The 26051-nt window shown below is 47.1% G+C and carries 23 protein-coding genes; 9 read left to right on the forward strand and 14 right to left on the reverse strand.

The features are described 5' to 3' along the window. The first annotated feature begins 148 nt into the window (after positions 1–148). Entirely contained in the window at positions 149–1882 is a 1734-nt protein-coding gene (argS, locus tag JHD44_RS06700; RefSeq protein WP_199461995.1) for an arginine--tRNA ligase, read from the forward strand. A 98-nt stretch (positions 1883–1980) separates the two neighbouring features. On the opposite strand, the gene JHD44_RS06705 is transcribed toward argS, so the two are convergent. Then, on the reverse strand, positions 1981–2784 hold the full coding sequence (locus JHD44_RS06705; protein WP_199461996.1) for a substrate-binding periplasmic protein: 804 nt from the start codon (positions 2782–2784) through the stop codon (positions 1981–1983). 142 nt (positions 2785–2926) lie between these two features. Between JHD44_RS06705 and JHD44_RS06710 the strand changes: the two genes are divergently transcribed. Further along, positions 2927–5437 (forward strand): putative bifunctional diguanylate cyclase/phosphodiesterase, encoded by a 2511-nt coding sequence (locus JHD44_RS06710; RefSeq protein WP_199461997.1) that lies wholly within the window; start codon positions 2927–2929, stop codon positions 5435–5437. A gap of 15 nt (positions 5438–5452) precedes the next feature. Here JHD44_RS06710 and JHD44_RS06715 read toward each other — a convergent pair whose 3' ends face one another. From JHD44_RS06715 to JHD44_RS06740, 6 genes are all read right to left on the reverse strand, one after another. Then, on the reverse strand, positions 5453–6070 hold the full coding sequence (locus JHD44_RS06715) for a ubiquinone biosynthesis accessory factor UbiJ (RefSeq protein WP_199461998.1): 618 nt from the start codon (positions 6068–6070) through the stop codon (positions 5453–5455). A gap of 19 nt (positions 6071–6089) precedes the next feature. Beyond that, complete coding sequence (locus tag JHD44_RS06720; protein WP_133560963.1) at positions 6090–6470, reverse strand: gamma-butyrobetaine hydroxylase-like domain-containing protein; 381 nt, start codon at positions 6468–6470, stop codon at positions 6090–6092. Positions 6471–6498: 28 nt separating this feature from the next. Next, positions 6499–7821 carry an HslU--HslV peptidase ATPase subunit gene (hslU, locus tag JHD44_RS06725; RefSeq protein WP_199461999.1) on the reverse strand — a complete coding sequence of 441 codons (1323 nt, stop codon included), beginning with the start codon at positions 7819–7821 and terminating at the stop codon, positions 6499–6501. A 19-nt stretch (positions 7822–7840) separates the two neighbouring features. Further along, positions 7841–8392 (reverse strand): ATP-dependent protease subunit HslV, encoded by a 552-nt coding sequence (hslV, locus tag JHD44_RS06730; RefSeq protein WP_133560959.1) that lies wholly within the window; start codon positions 8390–8392, stop codon positions 7841–7843. Between the two features lie 88 nt (positions 8393–8480). Then, the gene (locus JHD44_RS06735; RefSeq protein WP_233401822.1) at positions 8481–9113 is read right to left on the reverse strand and encodes an SPOR domain-containing protein; all 633 of its coding nucleotides are present in this window, start codon (positions 9111–9113) and stop codon (positions 8481–8483) included. A 30-nt stretch (positions 9114–9143) separates the two neighbouring features. Then, the gene (locus JHD44_RS06740; protein WP_233401824.1) at positions 9144–11414 is read right to left on the reverse strand and encodes a primosomal protein N'; all 2271 of its coding nucleotides are present in this window, start codon (positions 11412–11414) and stop codon (positions 9144–9146) included. 237 nt (positions 11415–11651) lie between these two features. On the opposite strand from JHD44_RS06740, the gene rpmE reads away from it, so the two are divergent. The 3 genes from rpmE (at position 11652) to JHD44_RS06755 (ending at position 14048) form a co-directional block, all read left to right on the forward strand. Continuing rightward, a complete protein-coding gene (rpmE, locus tag JHD44_RS06745; protein ID WP_067332970.1) occupies positions 11652–11867 on the forward strand; it encodes a 50S ribosomal protein L31 in 216 nt (71 codons plus the stop codon). 16 nt (positions 11868–11883) lie between these two features. Continuing rightward, entirely contained in the window at positions 11884–12651 is a 768-nt protein-coding gene (locus JHD44_RS06750; RefSeq protein ID WP_199462000.1) for a thermonuclease family protein, read from the forward strand. A 128-nt stretch (positions 12652–12779) separates the two neighbouring features. Further along, complete coding sequence (locus JHD44_RS06755) at positions 12780–14048, forward strand: malic enzyme-like NAD(P)-binding protein (protein WP_199462001.1); 1269 nt, start codon at positions 12780–12782, stop codon at positions 14046–14048. Positions 14049–14118: 70 nt separating this feature from the next. On the opposite strand, the gene JHD44_RS06760 is transcribed toward JHD44_RS06755, so the two are convergent. Next, complete coding sequence (locus JHD44_RS06760; protein WP_199462002.1) at positions 14119–14991, reverse strand: LysR family transcriptional regulator; 873 nt, start codon at positions 14989–14991, stop codon at positions 14119–14121. A 103-nt stretch (positions 14992–15094) separates the two neighbouring features. Between JHD44_RS06760 and JHD44_RS06765 the strand changes: the two genes are divergently transcribed. Both JHD44_RS06765 and JHD44_RS06770 read left to right on the forward strand, forming a co-directional pair. Further along, positions 15095–16069: a TDT family transporter gene (locus tag JHD44_RS06765; protein ID WP_199462003.1), complete on the forward strand. Its 975-nt coding sequence runs from the start codon at positions 15095–15097 to the stop codon at positions 16067–16069. Between the two features lie 91 nt (positions 16070–16160). Then, a complete protein-coding gene (locus tag JHD44_RS06770; protein ID WP_199462004.1) occupies positions 16161–16352 on the forward strand; it encodes a membrane lipoprotein lipid attachment site-containing protein in 192 nt (63 codons plus the stop codon). A 63-nt stretch (positions 16353–16415) separates the two neighbouring features. Here the strand turns inward: JHD44_RS06770 and JHD44_RS06775 are convergent, their stop codons facing one another. The 5 genes from JHD44_RS06775 to JHD44_RS06795 form a co-directional block, all read right to left on the reverse strand. Then, the gene (locus JHD44_RS06775; RefSeq protein ID WP_199462005.1) at positions 16416–17417 is read right to left on the reverse strand and encodes an OmpA family protein; all 1002 of its coding nucleotides are present in this window, start codon (positions 17415–17417) and stop codon (positions 16416–16418) included. Between the two features lie 274 nt (positions 17418–17691). Continuing rightward, positions 17692–18741 carry a peptidase M42 gene (locus JHD44_RS06780; RefSeq protein ID WP_199462006.1) on the reverse strand — a complete coding sequence of 350 codons (1050 nt, stop codon included), beginning with the start codon at positions 18739–18741 and terminating at the stop codon, positions 17692–17694. A 147-nt stretch (positions 18742–18888) separates the two neighbouring features. Beyond that, positions 18889–20394: a tripartite tricarboxylate transporter permease gene (locus tag JHD44_RS06785; protein ID WP_199462007.1), complete on the reverse strand. Its 1506-nt coding sequence runs from the start codon at positions 20392–20394 to the stop codon at positions 18889–18891. Positions 20395–20396: 2 nt separating this feature from the next. Further along, positions 20397–20906: a tripartite tricarboxylate transporter TctB family protein gene (locus JHD44_RS06790; protein WP_199462008.1), complete on the reverse strand. Its 510-nt coding sequence runs from the start codon at positions 20904–20906 to the stop codon at positions 20397–20399. Between the two features lie 57 nt (positions 20907–20963). Continuing rightward, entirely contained in the window at positions 20964–21953 is a 990-nt protein-coding gene (locus tag JHD44_RS06795) for a tripartite tricarboxylate transporter substrate binding protein (protein WP_199462009.1), read from the reverse strand. A gap of 243 nt (positions 21954–22196) precedes the next feature. On the opposite strand from JHD44_RS06795, the gene JHD44_RS06800 reads away from it, so the two are divergent. Both JHD44_RS06800 and JHD44_RS06805 read left to right on the forward strand, forming a co-directional pair. After that, on the forward strand, positions 22197–23567 hold the full coding sequence (locus JHD44_RS06800; protein ID WP_199462010.1) for a DUF4856 domain-containing protein: 1371 nt from the start codon (positions 22197–22199) through the stop codon (positions 23565–23567). 8 nt (positions 23568–23575) lie between these two features. Further along, positions 23576–24577 carry a sterol desaturase family protein gene (locus JHD44_RS06805; protein ID WP_199462011.1) on the forward strand — a complete coding sequence of 334 codons (1002 nt, stop codon included), beginning with the start codon at positions 23576–23578 and terminating at the stop codon, positions 24575–24577. Positions 24578–24630: 53 nt separating this feature from the next. On the opposite strand, the gene eat is transcribed toward JHD44_RS06805, so the two are convergent. After that, positions 24631–26025, reverse strand: a complete 1395-nt coding sequence (gene eat, locus JHD44_RS06810) for an ethanolamine permease (RefSeq protein WP_199462012.1) — start codon at positions 26023–26025, stop codon at positions 24631–24633. Between the last annotated feature and the right edge of the window lie 26 nt (positions 26026–26051).

Here is a 26051-nt window from a genome sequence, read left to right on the forward strand (position 1 = left end):
TTAGAAAGTTGTCGGCTGATCACAAGCATTAAGCCCATGGATGGGCGACCCGCCCGTTCGGGCGGTGATTGGTTGACGACTTTCCTCTTTAGACCTTGAGTGAACGACTGCTTCAGCAGAGGGTTCTGTATTTTAAAATGGGTTTCTTGTGAATATTCAAACGCTTCTTAATCAACGTATTCAAGCGGCTATGGTCGCATCGGGTGCGGCGGACGATGCTCCGGCTCTCGTTCGTCAATCTGCAAAAGTTCAATTTGGTGACTACCAAGCCAATGGCATCATGGGCGCGGCAAAGAAAATCGGCACCAATCCTCGTGAGTTCGCAACCAAAGTGTTGGAGCAATTGGATCTTTCCGATGTGGCAGATAAAGTCGAAATCGCAGGCCCAGGTTTCATCAATATCTTCTTGAAAAACGAATGGTTAGGTTCAGCGTTAGCGGATCTTCGTCACAGTGAACGTCTAGATGTTGCGACGGTAGAAGCACCACAAACCGTGGTGGTGGATTACTCGGCACCGAACTTAGCAAAAGAGATGCACGTTGGTCACCTACGTTCTACCGTTATTGGTGATGCAGTGGTACGCACCCTTGAGTTTATGGGCCACAACGTTGTGCGCCAGAACCACGTCGGCGACTGGGGTACTCAGTTTGGTATGCTGTTGGCCTACATGGAGCGTCTACGTGCGGAAAACTCTGAAATCAGCATGGCACTGTCGGATCTTGAGTCTTTCTACCGCGAAGCGAAAAAGTGCTTTGATGACGACGAAGCCTTTGCGGCACGTGCTCGTGAACTGGTCGTGGAACTTCAGTCTGGTGACGAGCAATGCATGGCACTGTGGCAAGAGTTCATCAATATCTCTCTTGAGCATTGTGAAGAAACTTACCGCATGTTGGGTGTTTCACTTGAGCGTAAAGACGTGATGCCAGAAAGCGCTTACAACAGCGATTTGCAGAACGTAATCAACGATCTAGAAGCACAGGGATTGATCAAAGAAGACCAAGGTGCGAAGTGTGTTTTCTTAGAAGAGTTTGCCAATAAAGAAGGTGACATCACGCCGATCATCGTTCAGAAAACCGGCGGTGGTTTCCTTTACGCTACCACTGATTTAGCCGCTGTTCGCTACCGTCAGAAAGTGTTGAATGCAGATCGTGCGCTGTACTTTGTAGATGCTCGCCAATCTTTGCATTTCCAACAGATCTTCACGCTATCGCGCAAAGCAGGCTTTGCTCAGCCAAGTATCAGCCTTGAGCACATGCCGTTTGGTACGGTAATGGGCAGTGATGGTAAGCCATTTAAGACACGCTCTGGTGGTGTGGCGAAACTTTCTGCGTTGCTTGAAGAAGCACAAGAACGTGCGTTCCAGCTAGTAGCGTCGAAGAACCCAGATATGCCAGAAGAAGAGCAGCGCAATATCGGCCGTGTTGTTGGTATCGCATCGGTTAAGTACGCTGACTTATCTAAGAACCGTACCTCTGATTACGTGTTCAACTGGGACAACATGCTAAGCTTTGAAGGCAACACAGCGCCTTACTTGTTGTACGCATACTCTCGTGTTGCGAGCATCGTGCGTCGTTCAGAAATGGACGTATCTGCGTTGAATGCTCCGATCACAGTAGTAGAAGACCAAGAGCGTGCCTTGGCTGTGAAGCTTTGCCAATTCGAAGAGGCGATCCAGCAGGTGATCAACGACGGTATGCCACACTTTATGTGTGCTTACTTGTACGAGCTTGCGGGTATCTTTATGAGCTTCTACGAAGCCTGCCCAATCTTGAACGCAGAAGACGCGTTGAAAGAAAGCCGTCTACAGCTTGCCCTAAGTACTGCGGCAACGTTGAAGCAAGGTCTAGAGCTACTAGGTATTGAAACTCTAGAGCGTATGTAAGCGCTTTAACGCTTAATGGCTTAAAGACATTAAAAAGCCCGAACATGGTGATATGTTCGGGCTTTTTCGTTTCTAGAAACGGTCAGGCTATCATTCGACTACTTTGAGATCATAATCGGTGTTAGGTTATAGCGTTCCGCTGCTTTGGCGAGGCGACCGTCTTGTTTTATCTTGCTAACGAACTGATCCATACGTTGTAGCCATTGATCGTCCCCTTTGGCCACGGCATAGGCATATTGGAATTGCTCTGTTTGCCCTGGGGGAGGTAATAACTCTGCCCAATCATAGATGTTGATCATTTTTTGACCGTACGGGTAGTCTGTAATAAACACATCTGCACGGCCAGAAAGCACCTCCACTTCGCGCTCGTTTGGCCTTAGGACAGTGACCAAACTGGCATGTTTTAAATTTTTACGCATGGCATTTTCCATGTAGGTGCCTTTTTGAACGCAGACGATCACACCACGTTGGTCTATGTCATTCCAATTTTTAATAAATGGGTGCTGTTTGGTGGTGACGGCGTACATATTACTGGCGAGGTAAGGTTGAGTGAAATTGATGCGCTTCTGGCGAGCTGCTGTGTTACCTACCCCAAACATAGCAACATCACATTGGCCTGCCTCCAGGTCGTCCATGAAACGGCCGAAATGTGTTTTGACGTAGTTGACTTGTACGCCTAAGTCGTCAGCTAGTGCGTGACTGAGATCGATATCAATGCCTTCGAGTTGCTGTGTACGAGGACTCAAATATGTAATAGAAAAATAATCAGGCCATATACAAACGTTTACGGCCCCGCGTTCTTTTACATTATTGAGAACTTTACCATCTTGCCCCCATGCAACATTTAAGAGCGTAGATAAAACTGCAAAAAAGAGCGCTATAGAACCCTGTCTTAGCGACATAAATCAACACCTCGAGTACATTAAAACGATAAGCTATGCTTATTATGCAAACATTTCATCCATCAGGTGCTGATCTAGGTTAAGAACATTGCTCAAAATACTGACTAATTTTATTCAGCGGCAATCCGTCATTGTGGCGAGCATGATTATAATCCTGCTGGTGATGACGATCAGTTTGCAAAATATTCTTGGCAGAGGATATCAACGCGCACTAGAGGAGCAAGCTGTTACAAATGCCTCGTTGGCCTACGCCATTGAGGACTCTGTCATACGTTCCTTGCAAGCAGCAGTGGGAGCTTTACAGACGATTGCTTTGGACATTACAGAGGGGAATGGGGTATCCACAAAATCATTGTCTAATCGCTTGCTGAGAGGGTTACCTCAGTTGCGAAATATTAATGTCGTACCCCTGCAAGCCGCTCCGGAATGTGCACAGCGAATATCGAATGCCGATATTTTATTCCTGCCTATTCATTTTGGTCGGTATTGGGGAGATTCTATTAGAGCCGCTGACTTAGAGTATTGGCCTATTTGTCTGCCGTACTATTCTCAAGGAAAGCTATCTGGCTTTGTCATCGGGTCATTAAATACCCATTACTTCCAGAGTTTATTTCAATCAGTTTCGACCAGTCGCAGAGAAGTCTCTCTTTATTTGTTTTCAGGTGAGAAAGTTCTAGGAGAAGGGAAAGACATGCTCGACCATGAGCGAAAAGAACTGATGATAGATCGTTCATGGGGAAATATTCGAGAAGAAAACCGTCAAGGTGAGTATTTAGACAGTTATCGCGCCACCTCATTCTACCCTTTAGTGATTTCTTTAAGATCTTATAACAACGATGCGTTGGCAAATTGGCGCAACGATGCTCAGCTTGTTAGAAGTATTTTTACAGTGTTAGCAATTGTGATTGTATTGATGCTGATTATGTACCTTGTCTTTAAGCATAAAAGAGACAAAGTCCAAGGCAGTAATCACTTGCTCAGTATGGCGGTTCGAAGTGCGGCCAATGCCATTTTTATTACTGATCCAAAAGGTCGTATAGAGTGGGTGAACGAAGCATTCACAACACTCACAGGCTATAGTCTGAAACAAGTGCGGGGCAAAACTCCACGTATTTTAAACTCAGGGGTTCATGAGCGGCCCTTTTTTCAAGAGCTCTGGGAGACGATTTCAAATGGTAGTAGTTGGCGAAATGAGCTGATTAATCGACATAAAGATGGCCAGTTCGTCACCGTTGAGCAGACTATTACGCCAATCTTAGACAGCAAAGGTAGGGTGGAATACTTCGTTGCTGTGCATGAAGATATTACGGTTCGAAAAGAAGCTGAGCAGCAAGTCTTGTATATGGCACAACATGATGACTTAACAGGGCTGTCTAATAGGCGGTATTTTGAGCAATGTTTGGACGAGTGTGTGTCGCAGCGACATTACGGTAGCATTGCCTTACTGTTTATAGACCTTGATCGTTTCAAAGAAATCAACGATACCTTAGGCCATGAAGCAGGGGATGTACTGCTTAAACGGGTTGCTAAAAAGCTTGAACGCGTCGCACCGGATGAGGCGTTGTTATCACGCCTTGGTGGCGATGAATTTGCTTTATTCCTGCATCCAGCACAGCAAGCGTCTCATATTCATCATTTAGCTCAAGCCATCGTGGATGCATTAGCCCAGCCTTTTGAGTACCAAGACACGACCTTTTCGGTCAGTTGTAGTGTTGGGGTGGCAATGAGCGATGTCGCAGACATCGATAGCTCATCGTTATTACGTCAAGCTGACTTAGCTATGTATCGGGCCAAGCACTCCGGTAAAAATACCTATCGCTTCTTCGACGACTCAATGGATGAAAGCATGCAGCGTCGAGTGGCTACCCAGCGACACCTTGAGGAAGCCATGTCTCAAGATGATCAGCTCAGTCTGTTCTTTCAACCACAAGTGCATGCACGAACCAATCAAGTCGTTGGAGTCGAGGTACTGATTCGCTGGCGTCGTTTGGGTGAGTGGATCTCCCCTGCAGTCTTTATTCCTATTGCGGAAGACAGTGGTCAAATCATTGAGCTGGGGCGTTGGATTATTGATCGTACCTTAAGCCAAGTGGCTGATTGGCGAGCACGTAATATTGAGGTTGGGAAAGTGTCGATCAACATTTCTGCGGTACAACTGTCGAATTCGGAAGTTGCCTATGAGTTACTCAATGCGTTGAAACACTACAACGTACCTAGTGAGGTAATTGCGATTGAGTTTACTGAAACAACGTTAATGGTCCGCTCTGCGCAACTGGCTCGCAATCTTGCTATGCTGAGAGCCAATAATATCAGCATTGCCATTGATGACTTTGGCACGGGCTATTGTTCGTTGAGTTATCTAAAAGAGTTAGAGGCCAACTACCTGAAGATTGATCAGTCGTTTGTACGCGGTATTGGTGATATCGAGTCTGATGAATGCATAGTCAGCGCCACCATCGCCATGGCCAAAGGGCTTAACATGGAAGTGATCGCCGAAGGGGTTGAGATAGAGTACCAAGCTCAGTATTTGGCTGAGCATGGTTGTGACTATTTACAAGGCTATGGTTTTGCGCGCCCCATGCCCGCCGCTGATTTAGAAGTATGGTTAGAACAGCGCAAGCAGACACTTAACGCTGAAGATGTGAAAGCTTAAAGTGAACGAGCCCTGTTAGCGCCTTTTCTCAGCCAACTTCAACTTAGCTTCAAAGCGGTCCAATTGCATACCCAAACGCTCAGTTTCATCGACAAAGTGGTCGAACTCGATTTTGCTGGGCAGCAACTCACTGTTGGATTGTAAATAATTGACTAAATGAATGCGGGCATTGGTGGTCAGTTCTTTAGTTACGCTCCATTGAGTTCGAACGAGACGGGCAAATGTCGCTGCAGGTAGGTCACCGACTTTATCGGCTAAGATGCCTTCCCAGTCGAATTCAAAACCTTGCATGACTTTATGAAGCGTCATCAGAGCTTGTGCGTTACCGCGAATGCGTAAGTCGCCATCAAAGAAACCATCACCTTCCAAAAGCTTGCGATAAGCACTGCTTGGGCCTTTGACATGGGTATCGAGCTTAGCATCCAGTTCTATCTCGTCCATGCTTTCTGGGCGATCCAGCATGATGCCTTCTTCCAATACATGAACTTGCAGAATCAGGTTAAAGTCTTCGACTTCCAGGAATATCTGCTGGCCAGCTAACTTAGCTAGATGGCGTTGTGACGGTGGATCTTGCTTAAGGGCATAGTTTACCGCACGTTCAATGGATGCCAGGGCGACGAGACTGATGGTCATAACGTTAAGCCTATGTTTATTAGTGTACTTGATGAATTTGAATGGCAGAGGTTTCGCGGGTGCGACCTTCTTTGGCTAGTCGATCTAGGTACATTTGCCAAAGCTCATCATGATTTTTACCGAGATTGTAGAGGTAATCCCAAGCATATAGGCCCGTGTCATGACCATCATCAAAGCTGATTTTTAAAGCATAGTTGCCCGCCGCTTCAATGTTCATAATGGCCACATCTTTCTTGCCGTATTGCAGTATCGGCATCTGCATGCCGTGTCCACGCACTTCGGCGGAAGGGGAGTGAACACGAAGGTATTCCGCGCTAAGGCGATAGCTTGCACCATCGGCAAAAGCCAACTCCAGTTCACGGGATTGCTTGTGGTAGTGAATTTTCGTTGGCGTTGCCATGATGTGTACTCTTCTTAAATCGCGGCCATTACAGGATGTATTGGCTTAAGTCTTCGTTTTCAGCCACTTCACCAAGCTGTTGGTTCACGTAGTCAGCAGTGATGTCTACGGTTTGGCCTTCTGGCATATCGCTCGCTGAGTAGGAAACTTCTTCCAAGAGACGCTCTAGTACCGTGTGCAGACGACGCGCACCAATGTTCTCTGTGCGTTCGTTCACTTGGCAAGCAATCTCAGCAATACGAGTGATGCCTTCTTCGGTGAAGTTTAAATCAATGTTTTCAGTTTTCGCCAGTGCCACATACTGTTTTGTTAAAGACGCGCTTGGTTCAGTCAAGATGCGTTTAAAATCGTCAACGGTGAGGGCGTCTAGCTCTACACGAATCGGCAAACGACCTTGTAACTCAGGGATCAGGTCAGAAGGCTTCGATAAATGGAACGCACCTGAGGCAATAAATAAGATATGGTCGGTTTTGATCATGCCGTATTTGGTGTTGACCGTACAACCTTCAATCAATGGCAATAAGTCACGTTGGACCCCTTCACGGGAGACCTCTCCGCTAGAGCGTTCAGAGCTTTTGGCTACTTTATCGATCTCATCAAGGAAGACGATGCCGTGTTGTTCAACCGCTTCTACCGCGCGGGCTTTAAGCTCTTCTTCATTGACCAGTTTGGCCGCTTCTTCGTCACGAATCTGACGCAGTGCGTCTTTCACCTTTAGCTTGCGCTTTTTCTTACGATCGCCACCCATGTTAGAGAATAGGTTCTGCAATTGGCTGGTCATTTCCTCCATACCAGGAGGTGTCATGATTTCTACGCCCATAGGGGCATCAGAGACTTCGATATCGATTTCTTTATCGTCCAGTTGGCCTTCACGCAGCTTCTTGCGGAACGTTTGACGAGTTGAGTTGGACGCTGAGTCTTCTTCAAAACCGCGTGCTGGCGGCAAAAGGGCATCTAGAATGCGATCTTCTGCAGCATCTTCGGCTTTGTGCTTCATGCGCTCCGTTTCTTGTTCGCGAAACATTTTGATCGAGGTTTCCACCAAGTCACGGATAATCGAGTCGACATCACGGCCAACGTAACCTACTTCTGTGAATTTAGTCGCTTCGATCTTAATAAATGGTGCGTTCGACAGCTTGGCTAAACGGCGGGCAATTTCTGTTTTACCTACACCCGTTGGGCCGATCATTAGGATGTTCTTAGGTGTGACTTCGGCACGCATGTCGTCTGGCAGTTGCATACGTCGCCAGCGGTTACGCAGGGCAATGGCAACGGCGCGCTTCGCACTTTGCTGACCAACAATGTGTTGGTCTAAGGCATTTACTGTTTCACGAGGTGTCATATTACTCATGGTCTGATCTCTTAATTCGTTACTTAGATTGGTCTTCAAGCTTAGGATCGATGTTAATTGTCTCGATCGTTAAATTGTGGTTGGTGAAGACACAAATGTCGGCGGCGATATTGAGGCTCTTCTCAACGATATCTTGGGCGCTTAGCTCTGTATTATCGAGCAGTGCACGAGCTGCGGCTTCGGCGAAGTTACCGCCTGAACCGATTGCAAGGGCGCCATGTTGAGGCTCTACCACATCACCATTACCGGTAATAATTAGGGTGCTTTCTGTGTTGGCCACGATCAGCATGGCTTCTAGTTTGCGTAATGCTTTGTCTGATCGCCAGTCTTTAGCCAAGTCGACGGCAGCGCGAACCAAGTGACCTTGGTGCTTTTCTAGTTGACCTTCAAAACGTTCGAACAACGTGAATGCATCTGCCGTGCCGCCTGCGAATCCCGCGATCACTTCACCACGGTATAAGCGGCGAACTTTGCGGGCGTTGCCCTTCATTACAGTGTTGCCTAGGGAAACTTGTCCATCGCCACCCACGACGACTTGGTTGTCTTTGCGTACGGTTAGAATCGTAGTCATGATTTACTCCACATTCGATTACTTATCAAAATGGGGGTAAGGGGGAAGATTTCAAGCGCTCTGTGAGAAACAGAACGCTTTTGAACGATTATTGCTCTTTCTGGATTTTATAGGTGTAAGAGTTGAGGCCCATCTGCGCTAGTTTGTCCTGTGCGCGACTTTCCGCAGAACGTGTATCGAAAGGGCCCACTGTGACGCGATACCAAACTCCGCCGTCTTTGCTCTCACTGGCTTTAATGTGTGCTTCTAAACCCGATAAAATCAATTTTGCGCGCAAGCGATCTGCGTCAGTGTTTGAGCGAAAAGACGCAGCTTGGATCATATAACTGAAGTTTTCTTCTTCTCGCGGTTGATATTCGTAGGCATCTACATGGCTGGTATCGACTTCGCTATTCTGTAATAGCTGATAAAACTCAAATGTCTCACGCTTATTTTGGCTTTCAGTAGGAGTTGATTTGGGCTTCTCTGGAACTTTTGCTACCGGAGCGGTTGGTATTACTTTTTGCACCGCAGCCGGAGTACTGGCAGAGGGATCTACAGATCCTAGTTTAAACAGAATAAATACAAAGCCTAGAACCAATGCAATGACGGCAACCCACAGTAGTAACGGGGCAGAGCGCTTTGGTGGTGGCGCAGGCGCTCTTCTGGTTGCGCCTTTTTTAGGGCGGCTGGTTTTGGTTGCGAGTTGCATCAAGTTAAACATGATATCAGTCGTTGTCATTGGTTAAGTGCGCCCATTATGCGCAGAGCGTTAAAAAGTTTCCAGAGGATCTACGTCAATAGCGAAACGAATTCGATTATTTTTTGTGTTTAGCTCCAACCAATTGCTCGCATAAGCAATTAAAGAGTGTAAATTGCCCCGCTGTGGGCTTTTCAAATTTAAGAGTGCGCGGTGTTGACCTGCTTTACGTACAATGATGGCAGCATAAGGGCCAACGATTTGCATGTCTTCCGATAAGTGAATCGATAAGGCTTGCCTAAGTGCCATCAAAAGCTCCATAGCGTACTGCTCGCGCTGCGACTCAGCGCGAATGATGACTTGATGATAAAAGGGCGGCAAAGATAATTGCTGTCTCTCTCTCAGACCATCCATGGCTAGGGCTTCATAGCCTTGTTGGCACAGGCACTGAATTGCAGTGTGATCTGGGTGATAAGTCTGTAGCAATACATGGCCACGCTTTGAGCTTCGACCAGCACGTCCAGCAACTTGAGTAATAAGCTGCGCCGTGCGCTCCATACCGCGAAAGTCTGAAGAGAATAATCCCACATCGGCATCCATAATCACTACCAAGGTCACATTTGGGAAGTGATGGCCTTTGGCGAGCATCTGTGTGCCCACCAGGATGGCTTGATCATGCTCGTGAATTTTCTGGGTAATCTGGGTCAGTGCTGATTTACGCTGAGTGCTGTCTCGGTCAATTCGCAACACCGGTGTATGTTGGAACAATTGATTGAGTACCCCCTCGACCTGCTCTGTACCTTCGCCAACTGTAAACAGTTCAGTGCTGTGACATTCAGGGCAAGTATGCAGTAGTGCCTTATGACTGTCACAATGGTGACAGTGGAGTTTATTAGCTCGCTTATGCACAGTGAGGTTCACGTCACAGTGATCACATGCAGCGATCCAGCCACATTGATGGCACATCAAGGTTGGGGCATAGCCACGACGGTTCAAAAACACCAGCACCTGTTCTTTACGCTCTAAGGTTTGGCGCATACGTTCAAGTGTGTTCTCGCTAAAACCTTGCTTAAGACTTTGGCCACGTAAATCAACTCGTTCCATTTGCGGCAGTTCGGCATCGCCCGCACGTTGGCGTAACTTAAGCCACAAATAGCGTTTTTGTAGAGCGTTTGCCAAGCTTTCGTAAGAAGGTGTCGCTGACGCTAACAAAACAGGAATGTTTTGTGTATGGGCGCGTTTGATGGCGAGATCGCGGGCATGGTAGCGGAACCCTTCATGTTGTTTGTAAGACGCATCGTGCTCTTCATCGATGATGATAAGCCCTAAGTTAGCCGTTGGGATAAACACAGAAGAACGTGTGCCAATGATGATCTTGGCTTCCCCTTGTTCGATCATGAGCCAAGCATCTAGGCGCTCGCGATCTGTCATATTAGAGTGCATCAACACAATATCGGTGTTGAAGCGATTTTCAAAGCGGCGCAGAGTCTGAGGTGTTAGGCCAATCTCTGGCACCATCACTAGGACTTGCTTGTCTTCTTTGAGCAAGGCGTCGATCACACGTAAAAAAACTTCCGTTTTGCCACTGCCGGTAATGCCATCGAGTAAGGCCACGCCAAATTCATTGCGCATGGCTAAGATCGTTTTAGTGGCTGCGGCTTGCTCAAGATTTAATGTTGGCGGTACTTGCTTTTGATGAGCGTGCGTCTCAACCGACTTGATGAAGTTACGCTGCTCGCTGCGCACCAGCCCTTTCTTTTCGAGACCTTTGGCAGCGGCAGTGGTGAGTTCTAGTACGGTCAATAAGTGTGGGCTTAAACCGTGTTCTTCATGTTGTTGAGCAGCTTCTAGAAAGGCTTTTTGTTGCTTGGCATTTTTCAGCGACTCAGCCGTAGTGGCTTTGCCCTCTGCAGTTAAAAACCACCAGGTTTCGGTACGAAACTCTGGGCGTTCACCCTTGCGTAAACTAGTTGGTAGAGCGTGAAAAAACACTTCACCAACTGGGTGGTGATAGTAACGTGCCGCCCAGGCGCATAAATCGAACAACTCTTTAGAGAGGATCGGGCTTTCATCTAACAGTGCCGTAATAGGTTTAATCTGCGCATCGTCATAGTCGCTGTTAGAGCAGGTCTCAATCACTAGGCCGATGCTGTGTCGATCCCCTTTACCAAAAGGAACTTTGACGCGCATACCAGGGCGTATGTGGTGACGATAAGCCAATGCCTTAGGGATTTTATAGTCATAGGTCGCACGTAAAGGCACATTAAGCGCCACTTTAACGTACGGGTCTTGAGTAAGCAGTGCATCGACCATATAAAGACTAATACCTTGATTTATCAGCAAAAAGATTTCATGTAACAGATTATCAGTTAAGTGTACGTTAGTCTGAATGGAAAATGTGAACTTTTCATGGGTTTTCAAGGGGCGAAATTATCGTAAAAGGGCTTGCCGAATGGCGTTTAGACGCCTAAAATACGCGGCTCTTGGTACCACTGTACAATTGATGTACAACGAATCGTGCGGTGCTTAGCAACGATTACTGACTAAGTGGCGGCACACCAAACCTTAAGGTAAAAAACGATGAAAAAAGATATCCACCCAAATTACTCAGCTGTTTCTGCAACTTGTACTTGTGGTAACACTCTTACTCTAAACTCAACACTAGGCAACGACCTGCACATCGACGTATGCAGCAACTGCCACCCTTTCTACACTGGTCAACAGAAAATGGTTGATACAGGTGGTCGTGTTGATCGCTTCAACAAGCGTTTCGGAGCTCGTCGTTCTACTAAGTAATTGGTGGATGGCACGTATGCTGATTCAAAAAAAGCGCCAAGTTTTCTTGGCGCTTTTTTTATGCCTATCACTTGATAGCTATGCTCAGTGTCTGGCCCAAGGGGAACTTCATCGCGCTGCGGTAAAACGTGTGATTGATGGTGATACCCTGCACCTGACCGATGGACGGAAAGTCCGTTTAGTCGGCATCAATACACCTGAATTAGACCATGAACACGGCAAACACGATGCGTTTGCGCTAGAAGCCAAACAGCGTTTGGAAGTGCTTGCGGGAGATCATATTTATTGGCAAAGCGCCCAAGAAAGTGAAGATCGTTATGGTCGTAAGCTGTATTATTTATTTACGAAAGATCGAGCCTCGATATCAAGTCAGTTACTATCAGAAGGGCTTGGTTATCGTGTTGCGGTGCCGCCTAATATCGCTTACCAAGATTGCCTAGATAAGGCTGAGTACAGCGCAAGACAGGCGGAACGAGGTGTTTGGCAGACACCGAAACCGTGGCAACCTAACTCCGGGTTCGCTCTAACGCAATCCAAAATCACCTCTGTCACGTACAATCGCGGCGGCTGGTGGTTGGAGACGGAACAAGATTTAGTGATCAATATTCCTCGCTACGCGGAGCAGTATTGGCACAAAAAAGACGTGTATTTTCTTCAAGGAAAGCTTGTTGAAGCACGCGGTTGGCAATACCAACGCAAAAAACACCAAAAAGATCGCTTTAAATCGGTGGTTTTAACGGTGAAACATCCTCAAGACTTACGTAGAATTGAGGCGTCGCAATGACGACATACTATATTTATAACGATAAGGCGTGTCTTCTAGGTGAATGCCACAAGCATTACTCACACCAGAAAGTCACCCAAATGCTGCAAAGCAACGAACAACACTACTAATTAGACGGAATAACAAAAATGGCAGAAGATCTAAAACAAGCGGCGCTTGAGTACCATGAGAAACCTGTACCAGGCAAACTAAACATCACTATCAGCAAGCCAACAGCGACTTCACGTGATCTTTCTTTGGCATACAGCCCAGGCGTTGCTGAACCTTGCCGCGAAATCGCGAAAGATCCTGAAACGGCTTACCGTTATACTGGTAAAGGTAACCTAGTTGCCGTAATTTCTGATGGTTCTGCAGTATTAGGCTTGGGTAACATCGGTCCATTGGCTTCTAAGCCAGTAATGGAAGGTAAAGGTGTTCTATTCAAGCGTTTCGCTGGTGTTAACTCAGTAGACGTTGAAGTCGAAGCAGAAAGCCCAGAAGCCTTCATCGATACCGTTGCACGTATTGCGAACACTTACGGTGGTATCAACCTAGAAGACATCAAAGCACCTGAGTGTTTTGAAATTGAGCGTCAGCTAATCGAGCGTTGTTCAATCCCTGTATTCCACGATGACCAACACGGTACAGCAATCGTAACGGCTGCGGGTCTTCTGAATGCGCTTGAACTGCAAGGCAAAGCCATCGAAGATGCGAAAATCGTATGTCTAGGTGCGGGTGCAGCAGCGACGGCATGTATGAACCTAATCATTGCTTGTGGCGCGAAACGTGAAAACATCTTCGTTCTTGACCGTAAAGGTGTGATTCACTCTGGCCGTGATGACCTAAATGAGTACAAAGCAACATTTGCTATCGAAACACCTGCTCGCACACTAGATGATGCGATCGAAGGTGCAGATGTATTCATTGGTGTATCAGGTCCTGATCTACTAACGGTTGAGCAGCTTAAGAAAATGGCCGCTAACCCAGTGGTATTCGCATGTTCTAACCCTGATCCAGAGATCAACCCAGAAGCGGCACTGGCGGCACGTTCTGACTTGATCATGGCAACAGGCCGTTCTGACTACCCGAACCAAGTAAACAATGTACTTGGCTTCCCATTCATCTTCCGTGGTGCGTTGGACGTTCGTGCAACGAAGATCAACGAAGAGATGAAAGTGGCAGCGGTTCACGCTCTGAAAGATCTTGCGAAAGAGCCAGTACCACAAGACGTTATCACGGCTTACGGCGGTGCAGCGCTTGAATTTGGTAAAGAGTATATTCTACCGAAACCAATGGATGCACGTTTGCTAACAGAAGTATCAGCTGCGGTTGCAAAAGCGGCAGTGGATTCTGGTGTGGCGTCTCTACCATACCCAGACTTCTACCCGCTAGAGTCTCTAGACCGTTTCGAAGCGTAATCTAGAAACGCTTTAAACCTATACAAAAGGCGATGAGTCATTGACCGTCGCCTTTTTTGTTGCGTCGAGTTTAGATAGCGTTAAGAAAGTGCTCGGTGAGCGTTTTCATTCCTTTGGAAGCGTATTTATGACGATGCTGAACAATCGATAATTGGCGGTAAAAATGGTTTGGATAGGGCAATCTAGCAATACGCCCTAAATCTAAACGTGCTTGGGCGGCAATCAATGAGATGAATGACAGCCCTAAACCGTTCTCGACGGCCAGCATAATCGATTCAAGACTGCTAAATTCCATGACTTGATTTACGTTTGTGAGTGCTGGGCGAATGTGTCGTTCGAATTGCTCGCGGCTACCTGAATAGGCTTCTCTAAGCACCCACGGCTGACCGTCCAGATCCGTTAAGCTGATGCCACCTTTGTCTAAGAGAGGGTGGTTAGGCGCAGCAATTAAGACCATTTCATCCTGTTGCCACGGCGTTACTTGTAACTCTGCATGAGTATTTTGACCTTCAACCAGTGCCATATCGAGTTCAAACCGCAGCAATTGCTGGCATAGAGTTTGAGTATTTGCTATTTGGATTTTGACTTGGCATGAAGTGGGTTTTGAGGCGAGTAAAGTTGGTAGCATATAGTTCCCGATGGTTTGGCTTGCGCCGATATTTAGCACTTCAGGTTGATCGTCATTAGAGCCAAATAGCTGCTCGATTTCTTGTGCTCGTGAAAGCATTTCCTCTGCTAAGGGCAGCAGTAAGCGCCCCTGACTATTGAGCTTCAAGCGGCGCTGAACTCTATCAAAAAGTTCTGTCGCCAGTTGTTGCTCAAGTTGTTGCAATGTCTGTGACAAAGCTCCTTTCGATAAGCATAGCTCTTCGCTGGCTTGATTAAGATTGCCGAAGCGCGCGATGGCTGAAAAGGTCCGCAGCTGGTGTAGGGTCAGTTTCATGTTTTGATTTTCTAAATAGACTGTTTAAAACATATAGATTTTCTATTCAATATAGCACGTTTAAGATGGTGTGATTGTTATTTGCTCTTATAGGAGAGATGCCATGAATACTGTCAGACAAGCTTTGCTGAATGCCCCAACGCCCTTGGCAGGTCTGTCGTTAGGGATGGCCTCTCTAAGTGCTGTGCTACATCATGTTATGCCAGACCTTTGGTGGCTACGTTTGGGATTGTTGGGCTTTGCCGTGATGTTGCTACTATTGCTGACGACGAAGTTCATTTTACACCCTAAGAGTCTATGGCGAGATTTGTCCCACCCTGTGGTTGGCAGTGTGGTGCCCACCTTTGCCATGGCGGCGATGGTGATTTCTTTAGCGTTAACGGCTTGGTCTAGCGCCTTTGCCTTAGCATTATGGAGCGCTGCCGTGGTGGCTCACCTTATGTTTCTAGTGGCCTTTATTTGGCATCGCGTTCGTGCTCGTTCTTTAAAAGAGTTAATTCCTAGTTGGTTTGTACCGCCTGTTGGGTTGAGTGTTGCAGCACTAACCGTCCCTGATACACAGTACTTAGGCTTAGTGAAAGGCGTTGTCTGGTTTGGTTTGAGCAGCTACGCGGCCTTATTACCTTTTATGCTCTATCGACTGATTACTGGTGAAGGGTTACCGGATCAAGCTAAACCGACATTGGCCATTTTAGCGGCGCCAGCCAGTTTGACGTTGACGGCCTATTTAACGGTCATGGAACAACCTTCTTTCTTGCTGGTGATGATCTTGCTAGGTGTGGCATTGTTGATGACCTGTGTGATTTACGCTTCATTATGGCACTTACTGGCACTGCCGTTTAGTCCTGGTTACGCAGCGTTTACCTTTCCTCTTGTAATCAGTCCAACGGCGTTATTCAAGGCGTCAGAGGTCTTTTCCCAGCATGTTTGGCTGTCAGAATATGCGAAGCAGTTGTATTGGATAGCCACGATAGAGCTGGTGATCGCCGGTTTGATGGTGGCCTATGTGGTGACTCGCTTCGCATGGTGCTATCTCATCAAGAGCCACGTAAGGCAAGGCGGTAGAGTAAGTGTCTAGGCTACGAAAAGTTCGTATGCGAAGTGTAAGAGAGACAGTCATTAGGCGGCATTTTGTCTATGGTTAAGTTATTTGCAGGAGAATAATGTCTATGAAAATGATGATCCTATTAATCAGCTCTGTGTTAGTACTGTCAGGTTGTTCGGTACATCGTGTCGCTGGAGAAATTGCGGGTGTCGATGTGGAAGCAAGTCGAAGTGGTGACCATCATAAAGGGAATGATTCCCAGGATTCGGGGAAGTTTTGCCCACCTGGGCAAGCTAAAAAAGGCAATTGTCACTAACCCTTTATAGCATGCATAAAAAAACCAGACCGAAGTCTGGTTTTTTTGTATACGAGATAAACCTTAGTTAGGCATATCGTTTTCCATCGCTTCGCGAGAAGAGAAAGAAACCGTTGTTGCACGGCGATTCATCTGACGGTTCGCTTTCGTGTCGTTTTCCGCAATTGGGTACGCTTCACCGTAGCCAACAGTGTCTAGACGGCTAGCGTCAACACCGAACTCTTGTACTAGGCGATCAGCAACTGCTTGAGCACGCTTTTCAGACAGTTCTTGGTTGTAAGTGTCTGTACCGATGGCATCTGCGAAACCGCGGATTTGAGCCACTTGCTCAGGGTTATTTGCTAGGTAGTCTGCGATGCTCTGAAGATCCGAGTACTCAGACTGAGCAACGTGTGCAGAGTCGAAGGCAAACTGGATGTCGTATGGTAATACCGTTTTTACTGGTGCTGCTGCTGGTTCTGGCTCGACAACAGGTGCTGGTTCAGGCTCTACAACTGGCGTTGGTTCTACTACGACAGGTGCTGGCTCAGCTTTTTTGCCGCCAAAAGCGTACATCAAACCTATGGTTGCCACTTGATCAGTGTGATCTGCTTCTAAGTCTTCTACCACACGGTAGTCAGCACGTAGAGAAGTATGCTCATTCAACGCGTATTTTAAACCACCACCCGCGTTTAGCTGAGTGTTGCCATCACCGTCTAGGTTGTTGCTGTATTCAGTAGCACCCAAACCAGCGGCAACGTAAGGCGTTAAACTTGATTCATTAAAGAAGCTATATAGACCATCGATACGGTATTGGTCCGCATCAATATCTTGTCCAGTGCTAAGCTCACTGTCTAAGTTTAAGTATGTGAACTCTACCGCCCATGGATTATCGAATTGGTAACCAAAGCTCAAACCAAACGCGCGATCATCTTCAATGTCGCGGTTGTTATCTGGAGCAGAGTAACCAATGCTAGGTGTTAAAGTGAAGCCGGCTGCTGGTTGGTCGGCATGCGCTAAAGTCGTTGCAGCTGTTGCAGCAAGAATACTGCTAACAAGAGCGGTTTTTTTAAAGATGTTAGACATGTCTCTCTCCTTAGGGGAATGTCATTAAATGATGTAAACAGTGTACATCAAGTTTTGAGTTTGTGTATGAGACAAGAAAGTGCAAGAAGTGTCTGCTTTGTGATGATCTTGAAGCATATTGACAAAAAATTGACACTCTTTGGCTTCTTTACACAATTCTCAGTTCGATACTCATTAAATTGGCTAATAATAGAGCGGGTTAATTACATGACTTTTGCACATCTTGCCCAGTGAATAGCCTGAACAAGGGGCAAAAGCGCTAATTGTGTACAAGCTAAAGATTCGCAATCGCCGTCAACATGGTTAAAAACGCATTGATGGACGCAATTGAGGCTGACTCATGCATGGTGTGATACCCCGTTGTAGGGATCTGTAATGTTGTGCCATCCACTAAACCATTGGATGCGGCGATAATGCGCCCAAGCTCGGTACTACCTAATGAGTTGGGGGATTGTCCGCTAGCAACCAGTTTTTCGTTTTCCGCTTCCACATAACGGTTTTTAAACAAATAGCTAAAGCCAATGTCCTGACACAGTTTCTCAAGTAGTGCAGTACTTTCAGGGTTAAATGATGCGTTAGCATCTTTCTCACGCAGTACCAACAGTTGTTCATTAGCGCTTTCAATATCTGGGAATGGACTGGTATCCACCACAAACAGGCGGTTAGTGGTACCACCGAAGCGACGGAACCACTCCAATAAGTAGCGCCAGCTCTTACCAGCTTCTTCCTGTGCGGTAAAGAAAGCCGTACCTTTAAACCCTAAACTGAATAAATGTACCAAAGCGGCTGCACTAAGTACGTTATCCAGTTGCCCTTCTAACCGGTCGCCGTTTTTCGACAGCGTATCTTCAAAAGCAACAGGAGTGCCTGCGACCACGCCTTCTAAGCCATCCACTTCGAAAATCAGGTTGTTACGAAACTCACAAATGTAGCCGTTGCGGATGACGCCTTTACCACGATAGCCGCCTGACCATGTTTCATATGCGTAAACACGTTCTTGGTTGAAGCGCTCGGTAACCTTTGTCATCAACTGTTCAGAGACGGAGTTGTTGAGTAAGTCAGTGCGGTTCGCGGAAACGAAGGCGGCATATTGAAACTCATTAGGGCCGGTACATACCAACCCATGGCGATCAATGTGTGCCGAAAACATAGTGCTAAATGGGTCGCTACCTTGGGCAACCAATACTCCTTCGTACCAGGTTACTTTGGCGCCACGTTCTTCTAGCTCACGCTGTAAAACGCGAAAGAAAGAATGCTCAGCACCGACTACGGATGGTGCGCGAATAAGGCCCTTTAGCAGATCAATAAACTCTTCGTTTAGCACACACAACCTCTCTATGAATGTGGTGTTATAAAAATGCGATCATAGGTTTTTTGTTCCAGAATGGAAGCGGTTTATGGTGAGTTTTCAGATCGTTTTGATTCGATAACACGGTGAAAACCGTGTTATCGATATAAGGGAGGGTAATGGCTAGACTTTGGAGAATAGTTTGGGCTTTAACCAGCGTGTCCAAAGCGGAGTTTGCGTAAACAAGGCGAATACGATGGCAGCAAGCAAAACACTCGAAAGGGGGCTGGAGAACAGGTTCGCAAAGAACTGTCCCATATCGCCTCGCTCAGACAAGATGGCGCGGCGCCAGTTTTCGTCTATTAGCTTGCTTAAAATAACGCCTAGTATAACGGGGCCAATAGGGTAGTTATACAGACGCATAAAGTAGCCTAAGACACCAAATGCCAACATCCACCATACATCAACAACTGAGTTGTTGATGGCATAAGCGCCCACTACGGATAACAGCAAGATGAGAGGTATCAATACCCCTTTCGGGCATTCAACCAATTTCGAGAAAATGCGAATGCCTGTCAAACCAAAGATCAAGACAAAAATATTGGCTAGGGTTAAGTTACCCACTGTGAACCAGAACATATGCGGTTGTTCAATAAGCAGCAGTGGCCCTGGGTTTAACCCGTGAATGAACAGCGCGCCGATAAACACAGCCGTTACGGCATCGCCAGGAATCCCAAGTGTTAACATCGGTATATAGGCACCACCCACGGCAGCGTTGTTGGCCGCTTCGGGCGCAATCAGGCCTTCTTTAGCCCCTTGCCCAAATGGTACTTCAGGCTTTTTGGTGGAGCGCTTAGCTTGGTCGTACGCCATCAATGCTGCAATGTCTCCACCAGTACCAGGTAAGGCACCTATGATGACACCGATGAAAGAAGATTGAATGCTAAGTGGCAAGAAGCGACGCACATCGGCCCAAGGTGGAATAATGCGAGAAATTTTCTGCTTGATGATGGCTTTGTCTAAATGGTGTAGCTGATGGAGCGCCTCAGACACACCAAACAAACCAATCATTGCTGCGATCACGTTGATGCCGTCCCACAGTTCAATGATGCCAAAAGTAAAGCGCTCTTCTGCGGTTAAAGGGTCTAGCCCAACGGTGCCAACCAGTACCCCCATCGCGCCAGCAAACAAGCCTTTGGCAAGGCTACCGGATGAAAGAGAACCGACTAACGTTAATCCTAGAATCGCCAACAGTAAGTAATCGCGAGGCTGGAAGGTGATCGCGAATTCACTGATGGTGGGTGCGGCAATGGCTAGAACGAAGATGCCGACAAAGCCACCGATCACAGACATCACGGTGGATAAGCCGATGGCTTCACCGGCTAAGCCTTTCTTAGCCAGTGGGTAGCCATCTAATGCCGTTGCTATGGCCGATGGCGCCCCTGGAATATTGAGCAAAATGGCGGTGCGTGAGCCGCCGTATACCCCTCCCATGAAGATGCCGACCATCAAACACAAGGCATGATTGACGTCCCACGAGAAGGTGAACGAGATCAGAATCGATACCGCCATGGTAACGGATAAGCCTGGGATTGCACCGACGTAAATACCTAAAAAAGTACCTAATGCGGTAAGGGCTAACAATTCAGGGGAGAGCCATGATAAAGCAAAGTAATTTAAAGCTTCCATAATTACTCTCCTCCGAAAAAGCGTGAGATGGCTGCGAGGATCGCTCGCTCAGGAATAATTCCTTCTGGCAGTACAATCTGAAAAATGAGGCGGAAGACCACGTATATCAATACAAGGCTGAGTAACGCTAGGCCAAGTGACCATAATGCCGAACGTTGGGATAAGACCTTTAAAGCAACCCATAAAAAGATGATCGAAGTGGCAATAAAGCCAAGTTGCTCAAGTACGACGGCATACACTAACACCAAAGCCATCACGAAACCGACAACCGGAGGGAAACAGTGATAGAAGAAGCGGGCTTCTTGATCCAAAGGTGTTTTGAGACTCTGAGTAAAGGCAATACATGATGCTAAGACCATCATCGCTGATGCACCGATTGGCACAGCGCCTGGTGAGCTGAGTTCAGAAAAGCCAGAAATAAGGTAGGAACGCCACAACAGAAAAATACTGAAAATGACCAATAAAAAGCTGAACAGCCTTTCGCCAGGGTAGCGAGATGGCAGCCTAGACATAGAAGCTCCGAAGCTCGGAGCATGTTGCTTTGCAACATGCTCCGTTACATGCATTGATTAAGGACGTGGAATACCGAACTCTTCTGGAGAACGCTTTGAGAAGCCTGCATCGTGTACTAGCCAAGACGAAACAGAGCGGTAGTTTTCAAGGAAATCGACAGCTGGCTGACCTGATAGATTCATAATGCCGTAACCACGATTGTTCATCAAAGTTTGGAAATCTTCAGCTTGCGCCGCTTTAGTGAAAGCATCAGTCAGTTTAGCAACTGCTTCATCTGGCGTGCCTTGTTTTACAAAGACACCAAAGAAAGGACCGTACGGTAGGTATTTGTCTAAACCAGGTAGAGCTTCAGTAATGATGCCTACTTCAGGTAAAACAGGGCTTGGTTGATTATCAACCAATGCAATGGCTTTCATTCGGCCCGCTTTAATATGTTGCACCGCTGCGCCTAATACCGCTGGCATCACATCAATGGCGCCACCTTGCAGTGCTGTCAGAGCTGGACCGTCACCATTGTATGGGATGGTTGTAACGTCTAGTTTAACTTCAGATTCAATCATCGCCATAACGATAGAAGCCAAACCACCTTGGCCAGTCGAGCCGACTTTAACACTGCCAGGATTTGCTTTGATGTAGTCAATCATCTCTTGCATTGTGTTGAACGGCGCATCGTTTTGCGCGACCAGCATTGGAATACCACGTGCTAGAACATTAACAGGAATCATGTCGCTGTAATCAATGTCAGCCAAGCCTAAGACTTTGTACATTTGCGGATTTTCTGCACCCATTAGTAGGGTGTAACCATCCGCTTTTTTGGCATTGACGTATTTGGTGGCAATGGCACCGACACCGCCAGTGCGATTGGTCAAAATGATGTCAGTGCCAAGTATTTCTTCAGCATGCGGTGATACAGAACGCATCACGGTATCTGTAGAGCCACCTGCGCCCCACTGGATAATGCCTTGGATGTCTTTGTTCGGGAAATCAGCCATAGCGGTTGAAGACAGCGCTAAGCCGGCAAGGGTGCTGAGGATTATTTTTTTCATAATTGCTCCGAATCACTGCTAGTTAGGGGGAGTGAAGCGACCTATTGGTCTTGTTATCCATAAAAAAGTGTAGCAATTATAAGTCTGTTTTCTTATATATCCAGCATTTGAAAGAAGTTAAAGCGATTAGTTTTGATCTGATATTGATAATAGTTATCGGTATTGTTACATTTCTCCTTACATTAGATTCTTCTCATATTGGTTAACATTATCAACTAAAATTACCTTTTAAAGGATAAAACAATGAAAAAAACACTCCTTAGCTTGTTGGTTGCCTGCTCTACAAGTGTCATAGCGGCTCAACCCTATGAGTTTGGTGTAACGTTGCAAGGCTATGATGGATCGGCAACCAGTTCGGTCTCTTATGGTGGTCAAATTGCTCGTCATGCACTGCATAACTCTTTGAAAAAGGTAGCGGGTACAGGTGATCAAGCACAAATGAACACCTACTTTTCTAGCACAGAAGCTGGTCGTGTAATTCTTGATCCGGTTAGCAAAGACGGTTTCCCTGTGAAGCAGAGTAGCATCGATGAGCTTTCTTCTGGTAAAGACTTACTATCAAGCGCTTACGATGGTGTGATCACCGGCTGGCCAGGTAACCCAACAGGCCAAGAACTGTTAGAACAACTTGTGGATGCGGCTGCAAAAACAAAAGCGGGTTATGATCCAGTCAACGGTTATGATTACGTACAGTTGATTTCAAAATTTGCCATGGGTGCTGTGTTCTACAACAAAGCCGTGAACCATTACCTAGAAGAAAAGCTAGAAGCGGATCAGCATCCGAACAACGAAGCTTACAAGCCAGGCACAGCTTACACGGGTAAAGAGCACGTTTGGGATGAGGCGTTCGGTTACTTTGGTGCACCTGCAAATGGTTTGTCTTTAAGCGCTAAAGAAGTGGTGCAAATCACGAAGCAAAACCCTGAAGTTTTCGCTAAAGCGGACGCGAACGGTGATGGCGTGGTGGATCTGAAGTCTGAAATGGCTTTTGCTCACGCTTACTATGCAGCCAGCGTGGATGCCAGTGCAGGAACCAACTACTTCCATACCATTATGCAAGCCTTTGTTGATGGCCGTCAGTTGATCAGTGATGCAAAAGGTAAGGCATTAACCGATGCACAACGAACTGAGCTGAAAGAGTGCGCAGCGGTGATCGCGACAGCGTGGCAACAAGTGATTGCTGAGGCTGCGTTCAAGTATGCAGGCAGTGTTTACGCGGACCTAGAAAAAATCGCAGTGATTGAAGAAGCCCATGGTGATGTATCTAAAGCATACCGCAACTACGTGAAACACTGGGGTGAGCTAAAAGGCTTTGCGCTAGCGTTGGAAGCTGCTGGCCGTGATCTAGGTAATGCTCAAGCAGGTTTAGATCGTTTGATCGGCTTTAGCCCAGTATTGTTCGGTGATGCACAAGTGGTCGCGCTGGACGGTAACGGTGGCTTCGTTCAAGCCAATGCGGGTCCGATGCAAGAATACAAGCTGAACATGATCAAAGTGCAAAACTTGCTGGCACAAAGCTTTGCATTAAAAGCTAAGCTGAATGACAAAACAGCGGGTATGAGCGATGTGCTAGAGCAATTAAACGCTGCGGCACAGAGCGCTGAAAACGACTGATTTAGCGTATGCTAGAAAGCTATTTAACATGGCTTATGGAAGAGCTTGCTGCGGCAGGCTCTTCTTTATTGGACCTTCGAAAACGAGTCTCTCTATGGTATCTGCTAAGTGCTGTCGGGTTCGCTTTCGTCGTGTTCTATTGGCGCTATGGTAAGCATGGCTGGCAACGTCTGCTGCCTTATGTATCCCCTAAGGTTTGGTTGAGCCGATCTTCCCGAACCGATGTCGGGTTGTGGCTTTGCAATCGACTGTTGCTGGCATTGTTGATCCCTAAAACGTTGACTCACGCCTTGTGGATCAGTGGCTTATATTACTATTGGCAAAAACAAGGTTTGACACCCCTTGGCCTAGGTTGGTCGACCACTTGGGTGATGGTGTTGTTTACGTTCTGCTATGTGATAGCAGACGATTTCTCTCGGTTCTTTACTCATTGGTGTTTACATAAGATCCCTGTGCTTTGGGCTTTTCACCAGGTGCATCATAGCGCTCTAGTGCTGACACCATTCACCGTTTTTCGTACACACCCTGTCGAAGGGGGGCTGTTCTTCATTCGTTCTCTCTGTGTCCAAAGTGTTCTGGTTAGCGTGTTCTTGGTGCTGTTTCCTAATCAAGTGTCCTTGTGGCAAATCTACGGTGTGTTAGTGACGACATTCTTGTTCAATGTACTGGGCGCTAACCTGCGTCATTCAATGGTGGTATTGAGCTATGGTCCACGCATAGAAAAGTGGTTGATCTCTCCGGCTCAGCATCAGATCCATCATTCTACGGATGTGGCGCATTATGATCGTAATTTTGGTGTGTTGCTCGCGATTTGGGATCGCTTATTCAAAACCTGGTTGCCCGGAAGTGATCAACAGACATTGAAATTTGGCACGGGGCGCGCCATCGATCGATCAGGGGTGATAGGACATTGGTGGATTCCCATGATGGACTGCGCGGATGTCATTCGTCATGGTGTGGTTAAGCGTTGTCGAAACTTAAAAAAACGCCTCACGATTAGGGAGCCGTGAGGCGCTTTTTTGTACTAGATTTTCTAAACACTTAGCGTGTGAGCAAAGTGGTATTAAAGCTCAGCTTCCGCCGCTGCCAACATGTTGAATTCTTCTTCTGGTGTTTTTGCCACCAAACGATTGCGGCTATACAGGAAGAAGTACGCAGCACCGATGACAAATAGCGCTAAAGTGTACATAAAGGCACGTGGATCGTAGGCATACACTCCGGTTAGCGCCACAAGAGACAATACCAAGGCGATGCTTGATGTGATCACGCCGCCCGGTGTTTTGTATGGGCGAGGTAGGTCAGGCTGTTTCACGCGAAGTAAAATGTGACTCAGTGCCATCAGCGCGTAAGACACGGTTGCACCAACAACGGCCATACCTAGCATCAGATCTCCTTCACCCGTTAAAGATGCTAGGAAGCCAAATACGCCTGGTACGATCAAGGCACGAGCAGGCACCTTGCGTTCATTGGTAACAGATAAGCCCTTTGGCAAGTAGCCTGCGCGAGACAAAGCAAATACCAGACGGCTGTAGCCGTAAATAATTGAGAAGAAGGACGCGACAAGACCCGCTAGAGCCAAGACGTTAACCGTTGTTGCCAAAACAGGTTTACCAGCAACGTTTAGTGCGTCTACTAGAGGAACAGCACTGCTACCAATGGCTTCTGCCCCCGTCACACCAGCCAGCAGGAATACCACTAGTACCGCTGTGAATAGTAAGAAGATCATGGCACCAATGATGCCTTTAGGTACGTCTTGCGCTGGGTTTTTCGCTTCTTCTGCTGCTAGAGGCACGCCTTCTACCGCAAGGAATAACCACATTGCAAATGGTAATGCTGCCCACACACCGTACCAACCAAATGGCATAAACTCGGATGCGCCAGCTGCGTCAGTTGGTGCGATATCAAACAGACGAGAGGCATCGAAATCACCGATCAATGCCACCGCCGTGCCAAGGATAGCGACCACTGCTAAGCCTGAAATCACCATCATGACTTTCAATGCTTCACCAACACCTGCCAAGTGAATGCCAATAAACACAAGGTAGAATAAGGCGTAGACCACGGGGCCGTTGAAGCCTAGTAGCTCTTCTACGGCAGAGCCGATGAAGATAACGATGGCCGCAGGCGCTAGTGCGTATTCAATTAAGACTGCCAAGCCCGTCATATAGCCACCCACTGGACCCATGGCTTGACGTGCGAAACTGTAGCCGCCACCTGCTGCAGGGATTGAGGCAGACATTTCTGCCAATGACAGCACCAATGTTAGGTACATTACGCCCATAAGAACGGCGGCAATGGCAAAGCCACCCCAGCCGGCTTCGCCAATACCAAAGTTCCAGCCGGCGAAGTCACCAGAAATAACATACGACACCCCTAAGCCTGCTAAGAGTAGCCAGCCTGCAGTGCCACGTTTTAACTGGCGTTTCGCCAGATATTCTTGATCCATTTGATCAGACATGTGTGTTCCTCTTATGTTTTTAGTTC

It is taken from the genome of Marinomonas ostreistagni (assembly GCF_016461785.1).
In the GTDB taxonomy this organism is placed as follows: Bacteria; Pseudomonadota; Gammaproteobacteria; order Pseudomonadales; family Marinomonadaceae; genus Marinomonas; species Marinomonas ostreistagni_A.